General features: G+C 46.6%; 15 protein-coding genes. 3 read left to right on the top strand and 12 right to left on the bottom strand.

Annotated features, from left to right (window positions below; all coding sequences use genetic code 11):
• Positions 1 to 258: 258 nt before the first annotated feature.
• The 6 genes from ispH to murJ all read right to left on the bottom strand — a co-directional run bounded on the left by ispH (position 259) and on the right by murJ (position 7,625).
• Positions 259 to 1,209: a 4-hydroxy-3-methylbut-2-enyl diphosphate reductase gene (gene ispH, locus ABJF92_RS04735; protein ID WP_446814697.1), complete on the bottom strand. Its 951-nt coding sequence runs from the start codon at positions 1,207 to 1,209 to the stop codon at positions 259 to 261.
• Positions 1,206 to 1,637 (bottom strand): FKBP-type peptidyl-prolyl cis-trans isomerase, encoded by a 432-nt coding sequence (locus ABJF92_RS04740; RefSeq protein ID WP_446814698.1) that lies wholly within the window; start codon positions 1,635 to 1,637, stop codon positions 1,206 to 1,208. Before ABJF92_RS04740 ends, ispH begins: the two co-directional genes overlap by 4 nt.
• Positions 1,634 to 2,140, bottom strand: coding sequence for a signal peptidase II (gene lspA / locus ABJF92_RS04745; protein ID WP_446814699.1), 507 nt, complete (start codon positions 2,138 to 2,140; stop codon positions 1,634 to 1,636). Before lspA ends, ABJF92_RS04740 begins: the two co-directional genes overlap by 4 nt.
• Positions 2,141 to 4,963 (bottom strand): isoleucine--tRNA ligase, encoded by a 2,823-nt coding sequence (gene ileS / locus ABJF92_RS04750; protein WP_446814700.1) that lies wholly within the window; start codon positions 4,961 to 4,963, stop codon positions 2,141 to 2,143. It lies immediately after the preceding gene.
• 27 nt (positions 4,964 to 4,990) lie between these two features.
• Positions 4,991 to 5,926 carry a bifunctional riboflavin kinase/FAD synthetase gene (gene ribF / locus ABJF92_RS04755; protein WP_446814701.1) on the bottom strand — a complete coding sequence of 312 codons (936 nt, stop codon included), beginning with the start codon at positions 5,924 to 5,926 and terminating at the stop codon, positions 4,991 to 4,993.
• Positions 5,927 to 6,053: 127 nt separating this feature from the next.
• A complete protein-coding gene (gene murJ, locus ABJF92_RS04760; protein ID WP_446814702.1) occupies positions 6,054 to 7,625 on the bottom strand; it encodes a murein biosynthesis integral membrane protein MurJ in 1,572 nt (523 codons plus the stop codon).
• 232 nt (positions 7,626 to 7,857) lie between these two features.
• On the opposite strand from murJ, the gene rpsT reads away from it, so the two are divergent.
• Positions 7,858 to 8,121: a 30S ribosomal protein S20 gene (gene rpsT / locus ABJF92_RS04765; RefSeq protein WP_445977635.1), complete on the top strand. Its 264-nt coding sequence runs from the start codon at positions 7,858 to 7,860 to the stop codon at positions 8,119 to 8,121.
• A gap of 59 nt (positions 8,122 to 8,180) precedes the next feature.
• Here rpsT and ABJF92_RS04770 read toward each other — a convergent pair whose 3' ends face one another.
• The 5 genes from ABJF92_RS04770 to rplU all read right to left on the bottom strand — a co-directional run bounded on the left by ABJF92_RS04770 (position 8,181) and on the right by rplU (position 11,623).
• Complete coding sequence (locus ABJF92_RS04770) at positions 8,181 to 8,543, bottom strand: diacylglycerol kinase (protein ID WP_446814703.1); 363 nt, start codon at positions 8,541 to 8,543, stop codon at positions 8,181 to 8,183.
• A gap of 17 nt (positions 8,544 to 8,560) precedes the next feature.
• Positions 8,561 to 9,685, bottom strand: a complete 1,125-nt coding sequence (proB, locus tag ABJF92_RS04775) for a glutamate 5-kinase (protein WP_446814704.1) — start codon at positions 9,683 to 9,685, stop codon at positions 8,561 to 8,563.
• A 39-nt stretch (positions 9,686 to 9,724) separates the two neighbouring features.
• Positions 9,725 to 10,915 (bottom strand): Obg family GTPase CgtA, encoded by a 1,191-nt coding sequence (gene cgtA / locus ABJF92_RS04780; protein WP_446814705.1) that lies wholly within the window; start codon positions 10,913 to 10,915, stop codon positions 9,725 to 9,727.
• Between the two features lie 108 nt (positions 10,916 to 11,023).
• Positions 11,024 to 11,281, bottom strand: a complete 258-nt coding sequence (rpmA, locus tag ABJF92_RS04785; protein WP_445977639.1) for a 50S ribosomal protein L27 — start codon at positions 11,279 to 11,281, stop codon at positions 11,024 to 11,026.
• Positions 11,282 to 11,314: 33 nt separating this feature from the next.
• Positions 11,315 to 11,623 (bottom strand): 50S ribosomal protein L21, encoded by a 309-nt coding sequence (gene rplU, locus ABJF92_RS04790; protein WP_445977640.1) that lies wholly within the window; start codon positions 11,621 to 11,623, stop codon positions 11,315 to 11,317.
• Positions 11,624 to 11,902: 279 nt separating this feature from the next.
• Between rplU and ispB the strand changes: the two genes are divergently transcribed.
• Positions 11,903 to 12,883, top strand: coding sequence for an octaprenyl diphosphate synthase (ispB, locus tag ABJF92_RS04795; RefSeq protein ID WP_446814706.1), 981 nt, complete (start codon positions 11,903 to 11,905; stop codon positions 12,881 to 12,883).
• A 45-nt stretch (positions 12,884 to 12,928) separates the two neighbouring features.
• Here the strand turns inward: ispB and ABJF92_RS04800 are convergent, their stop codons facing one another.
• The gene (locus ABJF92_RS04800; protein WP_446814707.1) at positions 12,929 to 13,822 is read right to left on the bottom strand and encodes an alpha/beta fold hydrolase; all 894 of its coding nucleotides are present in this window, start codon (positions 13,820 to 13,822) and stop codon (positions 12,929 to 12,931) included.
• A gap of 293 nt (positions 13,823 to 14,115) precedes the next feature.
• On the opposite strand from ABJF92_RS04800, the gene fabA reads away from it, so the two are divergent.
• Positions 14,116 to 14,631, top strand: coding sequence for a 3-hydroxyacyl-[acyl-carrier-protein] dehydratase FabA (gene fabA / locus ABJF92_RS04805; protein WP_445977643.1), 516 nt, complete (start codon positions 14,116 to 14,118; stop codon positions 14,629 to 14,631).
• Positions 14,632 to 14,637 lie beyond the last annotated feature (6 nt).

Consider the following 14,637-nt stretch of genomic DNA (forward strand, 5'->3'; position numbering starts at 1 on the left):
GTAAGACTTCAATTTTTTTGATCAACCACTAACCGAAGTTAGTAAGTCGATCTTCTGAAGTCTCCAGCGAGCGCCCACACAAATTATCTGATTATCTATTTTAAAGAGCGTTGCCGTACCACTTAAGCCACTTCGTCTCTGTGTTAGAGTGAAGCCCTGTCCGTGTCAGCGAGGGCGTATATTAAGGATCTACAGATTTAGTGCAAGTGTTTTTTGGATTTATTTTAAATTAATTTATTTAACTGCAAGAAGGACAAATTAGAGTTCAATAATACGCAGTTCTTTCGGCATAGAAAAAGACACGCTCTCTTCCTGACCTTTAAGTTCTTGTGGGGCACTTCCACCCAAGGCAACCAAGCGTTCGATCACTTCGTTCACCAAAACTTCTGGCGCGGATGCACCAGCAGTAACACCAACACTCGACACACCTTGTAACCATGCCGAGTCTATCTCACTAGCATTGTCGATCAAGAAAGCTTTCGCTCCCATACGCTCTGCCAACTCCTTCAAACGATTTGAATTTGAACTATTCACTGAGCCAACCACCAACACTAACTGAGATTCAACCGCGAGGGTTTTCACCGCATCTTGACGGTTTTGTGTGGCATAGCAGATATCGTCTTTCTTTGGTCCGACTATTTTTGGAAAATATTCACGCAAAGCATCAATCACGACGGAAGTATCATCCATAGAAAGAGTCGTTTGCGTCACAAACGCTAAACGCTCTGGATTCTTCACATTTAACTTGGCGACATCGGCAGGATTTTCCACTAGGTAAATAGCACCACCTTGACTGTCGTCGTATTGCCCCATGGTGCCTTCCACTTCGGGATGACCGTCATGACCGATCAGCACACATTCCATGCCATCTCTTGAATAGCGCAATACTTCAAGATGTACCTTTGTCACCAATGGACACGTCGCATCAAAGACTTTTAATCCACGTGCCGTAGCAACATCACGCACAGCTTTAGAAACACCATGCGCACTGAAAATTACAATGTTGTCGTCTGGCACTTGATGCAGCTCTTCAACAAAGATAGCGCCACGGTTCTTTAGAGACTCCACCACAAATTTATTATGTACAACTTCATGGCGTACATAGATAGGTGGCTCAAATAAATCTAGACAGCGATTTACGATTTCGATCGCGCGGTCTACGCCTGCGCAGAAACCACGTGGATTGGCCAGCTGAATGGCAAAACTCATACCGTCTCCTCAATAGCCACTATTTGCGCTTTGAAGGTTAACGTGCGTCCTGCTAACGGATGATTAAAATCCACCTGCACCTGCTCTTCGCCGATTTGCGCAATCACACCAGGTAATTCATTCTTACCAACGTCTGCGAATGACACCACCATGCCCTCCTTCAAATCCATAGCGAACTGAGAGCGAGGAATCATTTGGATGTTATTTTCATTGCGTGCACCAAATGCTTTTTCAGGCGGCATGCTAAAACTAGCTTCTTGATTCACCTGCATACCTAGTAGCGCATCTTCGAAGGCGGGCAACAAACTACCATCGCCAAACTTAAAAGAGGCAGGGGCTTTCGAAAAGTTCGAATCAACAATAGCACCGTCTTCTAAAGACAATTCAAAGTGCAAAGTGACGCGACTATTCTTTGTAACTAAACTCATTGTTTTTTACCTTCCGGTTTCTTTACTACCAGAGTTTCTAGCAGCATTAAGATAACACCTATGGTGATTGCACTATCAGCGACATTAAACGCTGGAAAGTACCAAGCTTGCTGCCAATGAAACTGAATAAAATCCACCACATGCCCATATACCAAGCGGTCGTATAAATTACCGACAGCGCCACCGAGAATACAGGTTAGGGATAAGGCTTCCCACGGATTCTCACGCCCAATTTTGATTAGACGCCAGCTGATCCCTGTCACCACGGCAAAAGCGATCAATGAGAAGAACCAGCGCTGCCAGCCACCCGCCTCAGCTAAAAAGCTGAAAGCGGCGCCTGTATTGTAGCGCAGGGTTAAATCAAAAAATGGCAACAGTGGAATTTCTTCACCATAAGCTAATGAAGACTCAACGGCCTGTTTAGTGACCCAATCCAGTACAAAAATGCACAGCGCCAACAACCACCAGCGCTGGGCATTTTGCCATGATGCGAGCTTAATCATCTAAGCAAATAGGCGTTTCTCGCCCTCTCCATCTGGCAAGTTACTGATACAACGATCACAAAGTTCTGGATGAGCTTCACGCTCACCGACCTCAGGACGATGGTGCCAACAGCGAACACATTTAGCGTTTTCGCTTAACGCAACAGATACTTTCAAGCTTTCTAGGTCCGTCGCAACTGCATCTTCCCCAGCGTCACTCAAAGGTAGAACTTTGACGTCAGACGAGATCAATACAAAACGCAATTCGTCATCCAGACGTGCTAAAACTGACTGTAAACCTTCATCACAGTACAGGGTAATTTCCGCACTCAGGCTGGCTTTCATCTTGCCTTCACTACGAGCGGCTTCGAGCACCTTATTTGTCGCTACTTTAGCTTCCAACACTTGCTTCCAGAACTCACGCCCCATGGTCTCATCACCGGTTAGCGTCTCAAGACCTTGGTACCAAGTTTCTAGGAAAACAGATTCTCCACGCTCACCCGGCATAGACTGCCATAACTCATCTGCAGTGAAACTCAAGATAGGTGAGATCCAACGAGTGAAGGCTTCCATGATATGGTAAAGCGCCGTTTGCGCAGAGCGACGCGCCAAGCTGTCTGGCTGAGTGGTGTACTGACGATCTTTAATGATGTCTAAGTAGAACCCCCCTAGATCCACAGAACAGAAGTTTTGAATTTTCTGGTTCACTGTGTGGAACTGGTACTCTGAATAAGCGTGATCCAACTCTTCTTGTAGTTGCGCGGCACGATCTAGAATCCAACGATCTAGTGCAAGCATTTCCGTACTCGGCACAACATCTGTCGCTGGGTTAAAGCCACTTAAGTTCGACAACATGAAACGCGCTGTATTACGAATACGACGATAAGAGTCTGCAACACGCTTTAGAATCTCATCGGAAACGGTCATCTCTGTGGTGTAGTCCGTCGCAGCTACCCATAGGCGAATGATGTCTGCACCCAAAGTATCCATCACTTTTTGCGGCGACAAGACATTACCCAAAGACTTGGACATCTTACGGCCATCACCGTCTACAGTGAAACCATGGGTTAGCACTTGTTTGTACGGAGGCACACCACGTACAGCGATAGACGTCTTCAATGAAGACTGGAACCAGCCACGGTGCTGATCCGAACCTTCTAGGTAAAGATCTGCCGGGAAGCTTAGCTCATCGCGTTGATCAATCACTGAGTAATGCGTCACCCCTGAATCAAACCATACGTCCAACGTATCAGTAACCTTGCTGTACAATTCTGCTTCGTCGCCAAGCAATTCGCTGGCGTCTAGCTCGAACCAAGCATCGATTCCCTCCACTTCGATACGTTTCGCTACTTCTTCGATTAGGCGTGGCGTTTCTGGATGAAGCTCTTGTGTTTCTTTGTTGATGAAGAGTGCAATTGGCACACCCCAAGTACGCTGACGAGACACACACCAGTCCGGGCTGTTATTCAACATTCCTTCCATGCGATTTTGTCCCCAGCTTGGCACCCACTTCACACCTTCAACCGCGTGTTTCGCTGCATCCAGCAAACCTTCTTCGGTCATGCTGATGAACCACTGAGGTGTGGCACGGAAGATCAAAGGCGTTTTGGTACGCCAGCAATGAGGGTAGCTGTGGAAGATTTTCGACTCTTTCACCAAGGCATTGTGTGTATTTAGTGCCTCAAGGATCGCGCCATCTACTTTATAAACATGCATGCCAGCAAACTGCTCAGCCGCTTCGCTATAAACACCGTTGTCTTGCACTAGGTTCATAGTAGACAAGCCATTAGCACGACCAACATTAAAGTCATCTACGCCGTGGTCTGGTGCTGTATGCACACAACCCGTACCCGCTTCCGTGGTGACATGCTCACCAAGAATGACAGGAATGTCACGTTCAAAGAATGGGTGCTGTAGTACAGTGCCGTTTAAGTCTGCGCCCACAGAGCGGCCAACAATACGGTAATCCGTCGCTTCGTAACGCGCCATCAGGCCTTCAACCATGTCTTCCGCCACGATCAAGCGTTCCTTGCCCAGCCCCATATCAACTTCCACTAGGGCATAATTAAACTCAGGGTGAACCGAAACCGCCTGACTTGCAGGAAGCGTCCATGGGGTCGTCGTCCAGATAACAACCGAGACTTTACCTTCACCAGCTACATCACTAAATTTTGCTAGCAATGCGGCTTCGTCGTGTGGCGCGTAACGCACATCAAGAGATAAAGAGGTTTTGTCTTGGTACTCAACTTCCGCTTCTGCCAGGGCAGAACCACCTACCACACTCCAGTAAACTGGCTTGAAGCCTTTTACTAGGTGACCGTTCTCAGCGATTTTGCCCAGCGCACGAACGATATTCGCTTCCGTAGCGAAATTCATAGTTAGGTAGGGATTTTCCCAATCACCCATTACACCTAAACGGATAAAATCTTTCTTCTGTTGTTCAATCTGGCTGTAAGCGTACTCACGACATTTAGCACGGAATTCTTTATAAGAAACCTTAGTACCTGCCTTACCAATCAACTGCTCTACTTTGTGCTCAATCGGCAAACCATGACAATCCCAACCTGGAATGTAAGGCGCATCGTAGCCACTAACGGTTTTAGACTTAACAATAATATCTTTGAGGATTTTGTTAACCGCGTGACCAATATGAATACTGCCATTTGCGTACGGAGGACCATCATGCAGAATGAAAGACTTACGACCTTTACTAACATCACGTACTTTTTTGTATAGATCCATATCCTGCCAACGTTTTAACATTGCAGGTTCACGTTTTGCCAAGTCTCCACGCATCGGGAAATCTGTCTGTGGCAAATTAAGCGTCGCTTTATAATCACTCATGGTTTTTTGCTTTATCCTCAAAGATCATCAGTTCACTGATTCGGCAAAGAAACGAATTGCTTCTTCTTTGTCACATTGAATTTGTTGTTCCAGCTCTTTTAAGCCGGCCATTTTACGTTCCGCCCGAATAAACTGACAGAAGGTAACCTGTACATACTGGTCATACAGATCACCGTTAAAATTAAACAGGTGCACTTCTAATATGGGCGTTTTGCCTTGCACCGTTGGTCGCACACCAATATTTGCCACCCCTTGGTGACTAACGCCCTGCACTTGCAAGGTCACCGCATAAACACCCGCCAAGGCAGACTTAATACCTTTTAAATGTATATTAGCGGTGGGGAAGCCTAAGGTCCGGCCGAGCTGTTGCCCGTGCACCACACGACCACTCAACGTCATCGCATGCCCCATGTTTTCTTCTGCGCCTTGCACATCGCCACATTCAAGTGCCTGCCTAACCAAGGTGCTACTTACTCGTAGTCCTGAGGCATTTAACACCGAGGGGGTATTTTCGACGTCAAACTGGTGGCGTTCACCAAAAGTCTGCAAATACGCAAAGTCTCCATGGCGATCACAACCAAAACGGAAGTCATCACCCACCACCAAATGTTTGACCGAAAGGCCCTTCAGCAAAATCTGCTGACAAAAAGATTCAGCGGTTAACTGCTGTAACTTAGGGTTAAACGGCAAACACAACACAAAGTCGATGCCCTGCCCTTGTAACAACTGCACTTTATCTCGCAAGCGGCCAATCCGACCAGGGGCCGTCTCCGCTGCAAAAAACTCGCGTGGTTGCGGCTCAAAGATCATAATGCCAGCGGGTGACTGATACTCAGCCGCCAAGGCTTTGACCCGAGACAAGATAGCACTGTGGCCAAGATGTACACCGTCGAAGTTTCCTATCGTCAGCACACTATTCTTATGCTTTGAACGGATATTATGAATACCGCGAATTAACTCCATAGAACCCCGTACAAAACCATCTCACTCAGCGTCGAAAAAATAACCGCGATTATATAGCAGTTCACCACGCGAAGGTAGGCCAGCACATGAACAAGCCAGCCACCACCGCGCAGAAAATAGGAAAAGCCTATGAATGTTTCAGAATACTGGTACGTAAACCTGCCGCAAAGGCACTCATTCCATACACAGCAACACCCGCAAGAACGATAAGCAAGATATACCCAACACGCTGAGCGTCGCCCATTTGCGTCCACACCAGCCCCAACTTAGAAAACGCCCACAGACAAACGACTAACGCTACACTGGCACACACCAGAATCCGAACCAACTTTTTCCACTCTGATGTAAAGCTATGATGACCCTGCTTATGCAACCCACGCCATAGTAAAAATGCATTTAGACAGGCCGACAAACTGGTCGCCAGCGCCAACCCTACATGACCAAACGGCCATACAAGGATCAAATTCAACACCATATTAGAAACCATGGCGATAATACCGATGCGTACGGGAGTGCGGGTATCTTGGCGGGCATAATAGCCCGGCGCCAGTACCTTAATCAGCATCATAAAAATCAACCCCAAGGAATACGCCTGTAAACTCAGCGCAGCATTGGTAACATCCGCTACAGTCAACTCGCCTCGATAAAAAATCGTCGTAATCAAGGGCTCAGCCAGCATAAATAAGGCAATGGCAGAGGGCACCGCAATGAGCAATAACAATCGCAACCCCCAATCTAGCGTCACCGAAAAGCGCGAACCATCGCCCCCCGCAAAGCTACGAGACAAAGAAGGCAAAATCACCGTACTGATGGCAATAGCAAAAATCCCTAACGGCAGTTCATAAAGACGATCAGACAAATACAGCCAAGTGATGCTACCTGTTTGCAAGAAGGAAGCTAAAACAGTGTCTAACAACAAATTAATTTGACTGACCGACACCCCAAACAATGCAGGCCCCATCAACAATAAAATACGCCTAACCCCAGGATGGCGAAAACCCAACCTTGGCATAGGCAACAATTTTAAACGCCCCAGAAAAGGTATTTGAAACAACAGTTGAATAAGCCCTGCTGCAAACACCCCCCAAGCGACGGCTGTCTCTGCCTGCACAGCACTGCGCGCAAAGCAAAGCGTGGCAACCAGCAAGGAGATATTCAAAAAGATAGGGGTAATAGCCGGCACTGCGTATTCCCCATGAGCATTCAGTATTCCACCTGCCAGTGCCGTCAAAGAAATAAACAACAAATAGGGAAAAGTAATGGTCAGTAATTCTGCAGTTAATATTGATTGCTCACTGCCCGCAGTAAACCCCGGCGCAAACACATACACTACCCAAGGTGCTCCCACCATAAAAATCACCGTCACCAACAGTAACACCAAGGTCAGAGAGCCCGTCACCGCCGCCACTAAGGCACGCACTTCGGCTTTAGATTGATTCACTCGGTAATCACTAAGCACAGGAACAAACGCCTGAGCAAAGGCACCCTCAGCAAATAAGCGTCGAAAAAAATTAGGAATTTTAAACGCCACAAAAAAAGCATCAGCACTGCCACTTGCCCCCAAAACTGAGGCAAGCGCCGCATCTCGCGCCAGCCCCAAGATTCGAGAAAGAAAAGTACAAATAGAAACCAGCACGCCAGATCGTAATAAAGACAAGGATTTAGAAGACTTCTTGGCAGTTGAATTGAGTTTTGACATACGACCTTACACACATAAAAGAATGACAATGTTGCGAAACATAACGGCTGAATTATGCCTTACATAACCAATAATCTCAGCTGATTTGACTATTATTTGTATAATAGGGTTGTGGCATCGTGAAAAACTGGTAAAATCCGCCGCGAGATTCTCAAGTTGAAACTTGACATTAATTTCACGACACAGCAAAGTGCTAGGTCGTTTCATGTACAAATATTAAAGGAGCCAGACCGTGGCAAACTCCGCCGGTTCAAAAAAACGTGCACGCCAGGCAATCAAACGCCGCGCTCACAATGGTAGCCTTCGCTCAATGGTTCGCACTTACTTGAAAAAAGTAGATGCAGCTATCGAAGCAGGCAATCAAGCTGAAGCACAAGCAGCTTACGTTCTAGCAACTTCTAAGCTAGATAAAGCCGCTGATAAAGGCCTATATCACAAAAACAAAGCTTCTCGTCATAAGAGTCGCTTGAGTGCTAAAATCAAAGCACTGGCCTAATATCTATAAAAAAACCGGCTCATGCCGGTTTTTTTATACCCTCTCGTTATCCCATCACGCTAGTTCAGTAATAAAATAACCCACACTACAGCCGCCAACATTAGCGTTAGCATCACCGCTGCAGAGCCTAAATCTTTTGCTCGCCCTGATAACTCATGGTGTTCATCACTAATACGATCCACTACCGCCTCAACACTTGAGTTTAGCGTCTCAACAATCAATACCAAACCCACAGAAAAAACCATTAGCGCTTGCTCAATGCCGGAACCACCCAACCAAAGCGCCAAAGGCAAAGCCAACAAGAACAAGCGCACATCTAAGCGAAAGGATGCCTCATAGCGCCATTGGGCACGCAACCCTTGCACAGAGTACTTTGCCGCATCCAATACTCGTTCAAAACCACCCTTATTTGGCTTCGCCATGCCACACCCACTTTACGTCAAATGATCACCAGATCGTCCCGATGAATTAACTCGGGCTCACCTTCATACCCCAAAATATCACCGATGTCTGAAGAGGCATGCCCTAGCAATTTAAGTGATTCTGCCACACTGTAGTTCACTAAGCCGCGCGCAACCAGCGCACCCTTTTGGTCGACACACAACACCATATCGCCACGCGAAAAACTACCTTGAGCATCTTTCACCCCAACAGGCAAAAGACTGGTGCCAGAGCGACGTAAAGCCGCCACTGCGCCATCGTCCAACACTAAAGCGCCACGACTCTTCAAGTGCCCTGCCAGCCATTGTTTACGGGCCGCTAAAGGCTCATTCTCTGGCTGCAACCAAGTACCTAACATTTCACCACGCATCACTCGCGTGACCACATCAGGCTCACGACCAGAAACAATTAGTGTATCGGCCCCTGAACGAGCAGCTAAACGAGCGGCACGGACTTTCGTCAACATACCACCACTGCCCAACACACCAGCACCGCCACTTGCCATAGCCTCTAGACTGTCATCGGAGGCTAGAGCATGCGTGATTAATGTTGCATCTTTATGATCACGAGGATTTTTATCGAATAAACCTTGTTGATCCGTCAAAATAATCAAAGCATCCGCTTCCACTAAGTTGGCCACCAGTGCACCTAGGGTATCGTTATCACCGAAGCGAATTTCATCGGTTACAACCGTATCATTTTCATTAACAATAGGTACAACACCAAAGCCTATCAGCGTACGCAACGAAGAACGTGCGTTCAGGTAGCGTCGACGGTTTGATAAGTCATCATGAGTTAGCAAAATTTGCGCTGTGCACAAGCCATGTTTTTCAAAATGCGATTCGTAGATTCCCACAAGCTCCATTTGACCAACTGCCGCTGCTGCCTGCAGTTCGTTTACTTGTGTGGGGCGAGAAGCAAAGCCTAGGCGCTTCATGCCCGCTGCAATGGAACCGGAAGACACTAGGACAACTTCTTTACCTTGCGCTCGAAGCTGAGCGATCTGCTCGACCCAGAGACCAATTCGAGCAACATCCAATCCTTGACCATCATTGGTCAGTAATGCGCTGCCTATTTTGATCACTAAACGTTGCGCCTTCGCTATTTTTTCTCGCATTTCCATGATACTACTTCACTCATCAATACCGTGATTACACTGTCGTTAGCCGACGTACTCAACATCTACATCATAATCGTCATCATCAAAATCATCGTCATCTAGCTGCTGGCCAGCCTGACGGCGTTTTTCACGCAACGACATAATTCGATTACGACCTTCTTCATCGATCAAGGCACGCATCGCTTTCTCTTTTTCACGCTCTTCAGGGTTTTCTGCTAATAGCTCACGTTGCGTTTCAAGTGCCGTCATAAGATCCAGACACAACACTTCCGTACCTTCCCCGGAAATCGCTGAAATACGGTAAGCTTTACCTTCCCAACCCAAAGCATCGATCACGCTCTGACAGCGCTCTTCTAACTCATCAGCAGGCACCATGTCGGTTTTATTCAATACCAACCAACGCTCACGCTCTGCCAAAGCCGGGCTAAACTGTTGCAATTCATTTACCGCTATCATGGCCGCTTCCGCTGGCGTCACGTCATCCCACGGTGCTAAGTCGACAATGTGAAGCAAAATACGGTTGCGCACCAAGTGCTTCAAGAAACGAATACCAAGACCTGCACCTTCAGACGCCCCTTCGATGATGCCGGGAATATCCGCGATAACAAAACTCTGGTGTTTCTTAACTTTTACCACACCAAGGTTCGGCACCAAGGTAGTAAAAGGATAATCCGCCACTTTTGGCTTTGCAGAAGACACTGAGCGAATAAAAGTGGATTTGCCTGCATTCGGTAAACCCAGCAAACCTACGTCTGCCAACACTTTCATTTCTAGCTTCAAGGTACGCTCTTCACCCACAGTACCTTTGGTGGTTTGACGTGGCGCACGGTTGGTACTGGATTTGAAACGCGTATTACCCAAACCATGATGTCCGCCTTGAGCGACTTTTAAAGTTTGCCCTGCGCGCACTAAGTCACCCAACGTTTCGCCTGTATCTTCATCGATTACAGTTGTACCGATCGGCACTTTAATTTCTAAATCAGGACCTTTTGATCCGGTCATATCACGACCTTGGCCGCCCTGACCGTTTTCCGCAATGTACTTTTTGGTGAAACGGAAATCGATTAGAGTGTTTAACGACTCATCCGCTACCAAAATGACACTGCCGCCATTACCGCCGTCGCCGCCGTCGGGGCCGCCTTTAGCTACAAACTTTTCACGCCAAAAGCTCAACGCTCCGTTTCCGCCTTTACCGGCTCGAACATAGATACTGGCTTCATCAACAAATTTCACAGAAACACCCCTTCGGTGGGTTTATCAAACTTAATAAGCTTGATTATAGAATTCTTCCAAAAAAAAAGCCCCGCGTTGCGGAGCTCTTTTTAAGTTTTTTAGCAGGTATTAAGCAGCTACTACAGAAACTGTACGACGCTTAAATTTACCTTTCACTTCAAACTTCACTTGGCCTTCAGCAACAGCGAACAAAGTGTGATCTTTACCGATTTTAACACCTTCACCAGGATGGAATTGAGTTCCACGCTGACGAACAAGAATGTTACCAGGGATCACAACTTGACCACCAAAACGTTTGACACCTAATCGTTTCGACTCGGAATCGCGACCGTTACGAGTACTACCACCCGCCTTTTTATGAGCCATGACTTACTCCTTAAAATATGAATTAATTAACGCTTAGTTGATGCCAGTTACTTTCACTTCCGTGAACCACTGACGATGACCCATACGCTTCATAGAGTGCTTACGACGACGGAATTTCAAGATTTTAACTTTATCTCCGCGACCGTGAGAAACAACTTCCGCTGTTACTTTAGCGCCTTCTACAACAGGTGCGCCAACTTTAACGTCGTCGCCATTGCTTACAAGAAGAACGTCGTTAAATTCAATAACGCCACCTTCTTCAACAGCCAATTTCTCAACTTTAAGGGTTTGGCCTTCTTCTACACGGTATTGCTTACCGCCAGTTTTGATCACTGCAAACATGTTCTTCTCCAATAAGATTTATCCGGCTACTGAAATGATATTTGACCTACTTCTAGTGGCTGGAGTACCTATAAATTTATAGAAATACACTTGCCATATGATAGGGAGCAAAATGTGGATAAATCGGACGCGAGATTGTACAAAATCAAACCACTTAAAACAAGGGAAAAGCGATTGCTTTATGCATTTTTCATATTTTAGGTTGACCGCGACGGCGGCCTTACCTAGCATGGGGGCCACTTGCTGTTCAGCGTGAGACTTTTTAGCTTCGGAAATTGCATGCAATCCACACAAATCCATGATGTTGTCGCCAGTGAATTTGGTCAGGTCAACGAATACATAATGTCGCAACTTACGAGCGACATTCCTTTAATAGAACAAATCGGCTATTACATTATCAGTAATGGCGGTAAACGCCTCAGACCACTCTTGGTTCTACTTGCGGCCCGTGCCAGCAACGATCTTAACGATGATGCGCTACAACAAAGCATCAAAATGGCCACCATCATTGAATTCATTCACACCTCAACCCTACTTCACGACGATGTAGTGGATGAATCCGACATGCGCCGTGGCAAAAAAACCGCCAATGAAGAATGGGGCAATGCACCCAGCGTTCTGGTGGGTGATTTCCTCTATTCCCGCGCATTTCAGATCATGGTCGACGTGGGTAGCATGCAGTGCATGGATATTTTGGCAAAGACCACCAATATCATTGCCGAAGGGGAGGTGCAGCAGCTCATTAACTGTGGCGACCCAGACACCACGGAAGAAAGCTACCTAAAGGTTATCCAGTACAAAACCGCCAAGTTATTTGAAGGGGCGGCACTTTGTGGCGCAGTGATCGCTGGCGCAAATACCCAGTACCAACAAGCCCTGCAAGATTACGGCATGTATGTGGGCACCGCTTTTCAGCTCATTGATGATGTTATGGATTATGTCAGCACCGCTGAAGAAATGGGCAAGAGCGTCGGGGATGACCTTTCAGAAGGCAAACCTACCCTTCCGCTCATTTACACTATGCAAAACGGCACTAAAGAGGCCGCCGAGCGGGTACGTCAGGCGATTGTGACGGGCGGACTAGAACAGCTGGATACCATCATCCAAGATGTACAATCTTGCGGTGCTATTGAGTTCACGCAACAAAGAGCCCAACAACAAGCGGACTCGGCCATTAAAAGTCTAGAATGTTTGCCGGAATCAGATTACAAAACAGCCTTGATCAACCTTGCTCACGCATCGGTAAAACGCCGCAACTAAGAAGCATACAAAGTGCGCCAAGAACAACCCTTTGGCGCACTTACCTTATTCTTCGATATTTAGAATATCCTGAACCAGCTTGGCTGTGACCTGCGGATCTTCTTGCATAAAGCAATGCCCTCCTGCCGTTTCCACCAAACGTAAATTGCGGTTTAGTTTTGCCGCGAGACGATACGCTTTTTTGAACATAGGAAAGGTATCTTTACCCATCACTATGTAGGTAGGTACTGAAATTTTTAGGATATTTCGCCATAACCCCTTAGCCGTACTGCCAAATATGGCGGCTTCCATCCAGGTTGGGCAGATCAGCTCACAGTGCCCATTTTCATCTTGGCGAATCGAATACTCGATGTAATCCTCCAAACACTTATCTTGCCAACCTTTAAAAGTACCGCGCCCTTGATAGTTTGCTTTCACCTTATCAACATGACTCCACTGAGTGCGGCGACGATTAGCTTGTCGTACTACAGGCACTTTCCCAATAAGCCCTAACCACTGAACCACTCTCAGCATGAACAGCTGTTGAGGTGGGAAAAATGCTGGATCGAGTAGCACCATACGACTAAACAGACTAGGATCCTGAACACTCATGAGAGCCGTCATACAACCACCAAAGCTGTGCCCTACCCCAATCAGTTCACCATCCTTCGCACTGTGCTGGGTTTGCAACGACTGATAAAAACGCTGGGCGGTTTCATTCCAGCCAATAAAGTGCTCACCCACGCTAGACCCACCATGCCCCTCAGCTTCTTGAAGAATGAGGTTATAACCCTCGAGTTTAGACAAAAACTCGCTATAGGTACGCACGGCAAAACCGTTACCATGCAGAAAGTGAATACTCGCTTCCGCATCCACAAGGTCGCTACGATAGCCTTGCAAAAAACCACCTTGATACTCAAAACGCCATGGGATAAACGCATGTTCTTGGGAAGAACTCATAGAAATACTCAAATTTGATTCAAAACATAGCCAATCATTTTCTCACAGAAATTTAAAAAACCACCATTCAGGACAAAAATAGTTAAACTAATCGTCGCTAGATTTAGGGTTTTACGCAGATCGGACAGTAAATAGCCTTTTTTTTACAATTTGAGTTTGTTTTTTTTAGGGCTAAAGATTCATATTAGATCCTCAAACCGATATAATCAGCTAGATTTTATACTGCAAACTGAACCACGCGAACCCAGCCAAGCTATCTAAGCTTTCAGCTGCTATGTGGATATAGGACTATAATGACTACAGCTTCATCTTTTGAAAAAGACGAACTATTACAATGTGGCCACGGAGAAATGTTTGGTGCAGGCAATGCACAACTTCCAGTTGGTAACATGTTAATGATGGATCGCATCACTCACATTTCAACGGAAGGCGGTGAATTCGGTAAAGGCGAAATTATCGCTGAACTTGATATCAACCCAGACCTTTGGTTTTTTGCTTGCCACTTCCCTGGTGACCCAGTAATGCCAGGCTGCCTTGGCTTAGATGCTATGTGGCAACTTGTTGGCTTTTTCTTAGGCTGGAAAGGCAATAAAGGTCGTGGTCGTGCACTGGGTTCTGGCGAAGTGAAATTCACCGGTCAAATCCTACCAACTGCAAAAAAAGTTACCTTCCACATCCAATTAAAACGCGTTATCGAGCGTAAATTGGTTATGGGTATAGCAGACGGAAGCGTAAAAGTTGATGGTCGTGAAATTTACACTGCAAAAGATTTGCGTGTAGGCTTGTTCACATCAACTGATAACTTCTAACAGATT

This window comes from Marinomonas sp. (genome assembly GCF_039940335.1).
Taxonomy (GTDB): Bacteria; Pseudomonadota; Gammaproteobacteria; order Pseudomonadales; family Marinomonadaceae; genus Marinomonas.

Bases quoted from the DNA above. Each gene is read 5' to 3' on its own strand.
- rpmA (WP_445977639.1), bottom strand. From the start codon at position 11,281: ATGGCTCATAAAAAGGCGGGTGGTAGTACTCGTAACGGTCGCGATTCC.
- ileS (WP_446814700.1), bottom strand. From the start codon at position 4,963: ATGAGTGATTATAAAGCGACGCTTAATTTGCCACAGACAGATTTCCCG.
- ABJF92_RS04740 (WP_446814698.1), bottom strand. From the start codon at position 1,637: ATGAGTTTAGTTACAAAGAATAGTCGCGTCACTTTGCACTTTGAATTG.
- ispH (WP_446814697.1), bottom strand. From the start codon at position 1,209: ATGAGTTTTGCCATTCAGCTGGCCAATCCACGTGGTTTCTGCGCAGGC.
- murJ (WP_446814702.1), bottom strand. From the start codon at position 7,625: ATGTCAAAACTCAATTCAACTGCCAAGAAGTCTTCTAAATCCTTGTCT.
- rplU (WP_445977640.1), bottom strand. From the start codon at position 11,623: ATGTTTGCAGTGATCAAAACTGGCGGTAAGCAATACCGTGTAGAAGAA.
- ribF (WP_446814701.1), bottom strand. From the start codon at position 5,926: ATGGAGTTAATTCGCGGTATTCATAATATCCGTTCAAAGCATAAGAAT.
- ABJF92_RS04770 (WP_446814703.1), bottom strand. From the start codon at position 8,543: ATGGCGAAGCCAAATAAGGGTGGTTTTGAACGAGTATTGGATGCGGCA.
- fabA (WP_445977643.1), top strand. From the start codon at position 14,116: ATGACTACAGCTTCATCTTTTGAAAAAGACGAACTATTACAATGTGGC.
- ABJF92_RS04800 (WP_446814707.1), bottom strand. From the start codon at position 13,822: ATGAGTTCTTCCCAAGAACATGCGTTTATCCCATGGCGTTTTGAGTAT.
- lspA (WP_446814699.1), bottom strand. From the start codon at position 2,140: ATGATTAAGCTCGCATCATGGCAAAATGCCCAGCGCTGGTGGTTGTTG.
- proB (WP_446814704.1), bottom strand. From the start codon at position 9,685: ATGGAAATGCGAGAAAAAATAGCGAAGGCGCAACGTTTAGTGATCAAA.
- ispB (WP_446814706.1), top strand. From the start codon at position 11,903: ATGCAATCCACACAAATCCATGATGTTGTCGCCAGTGAATTTGGTCAG.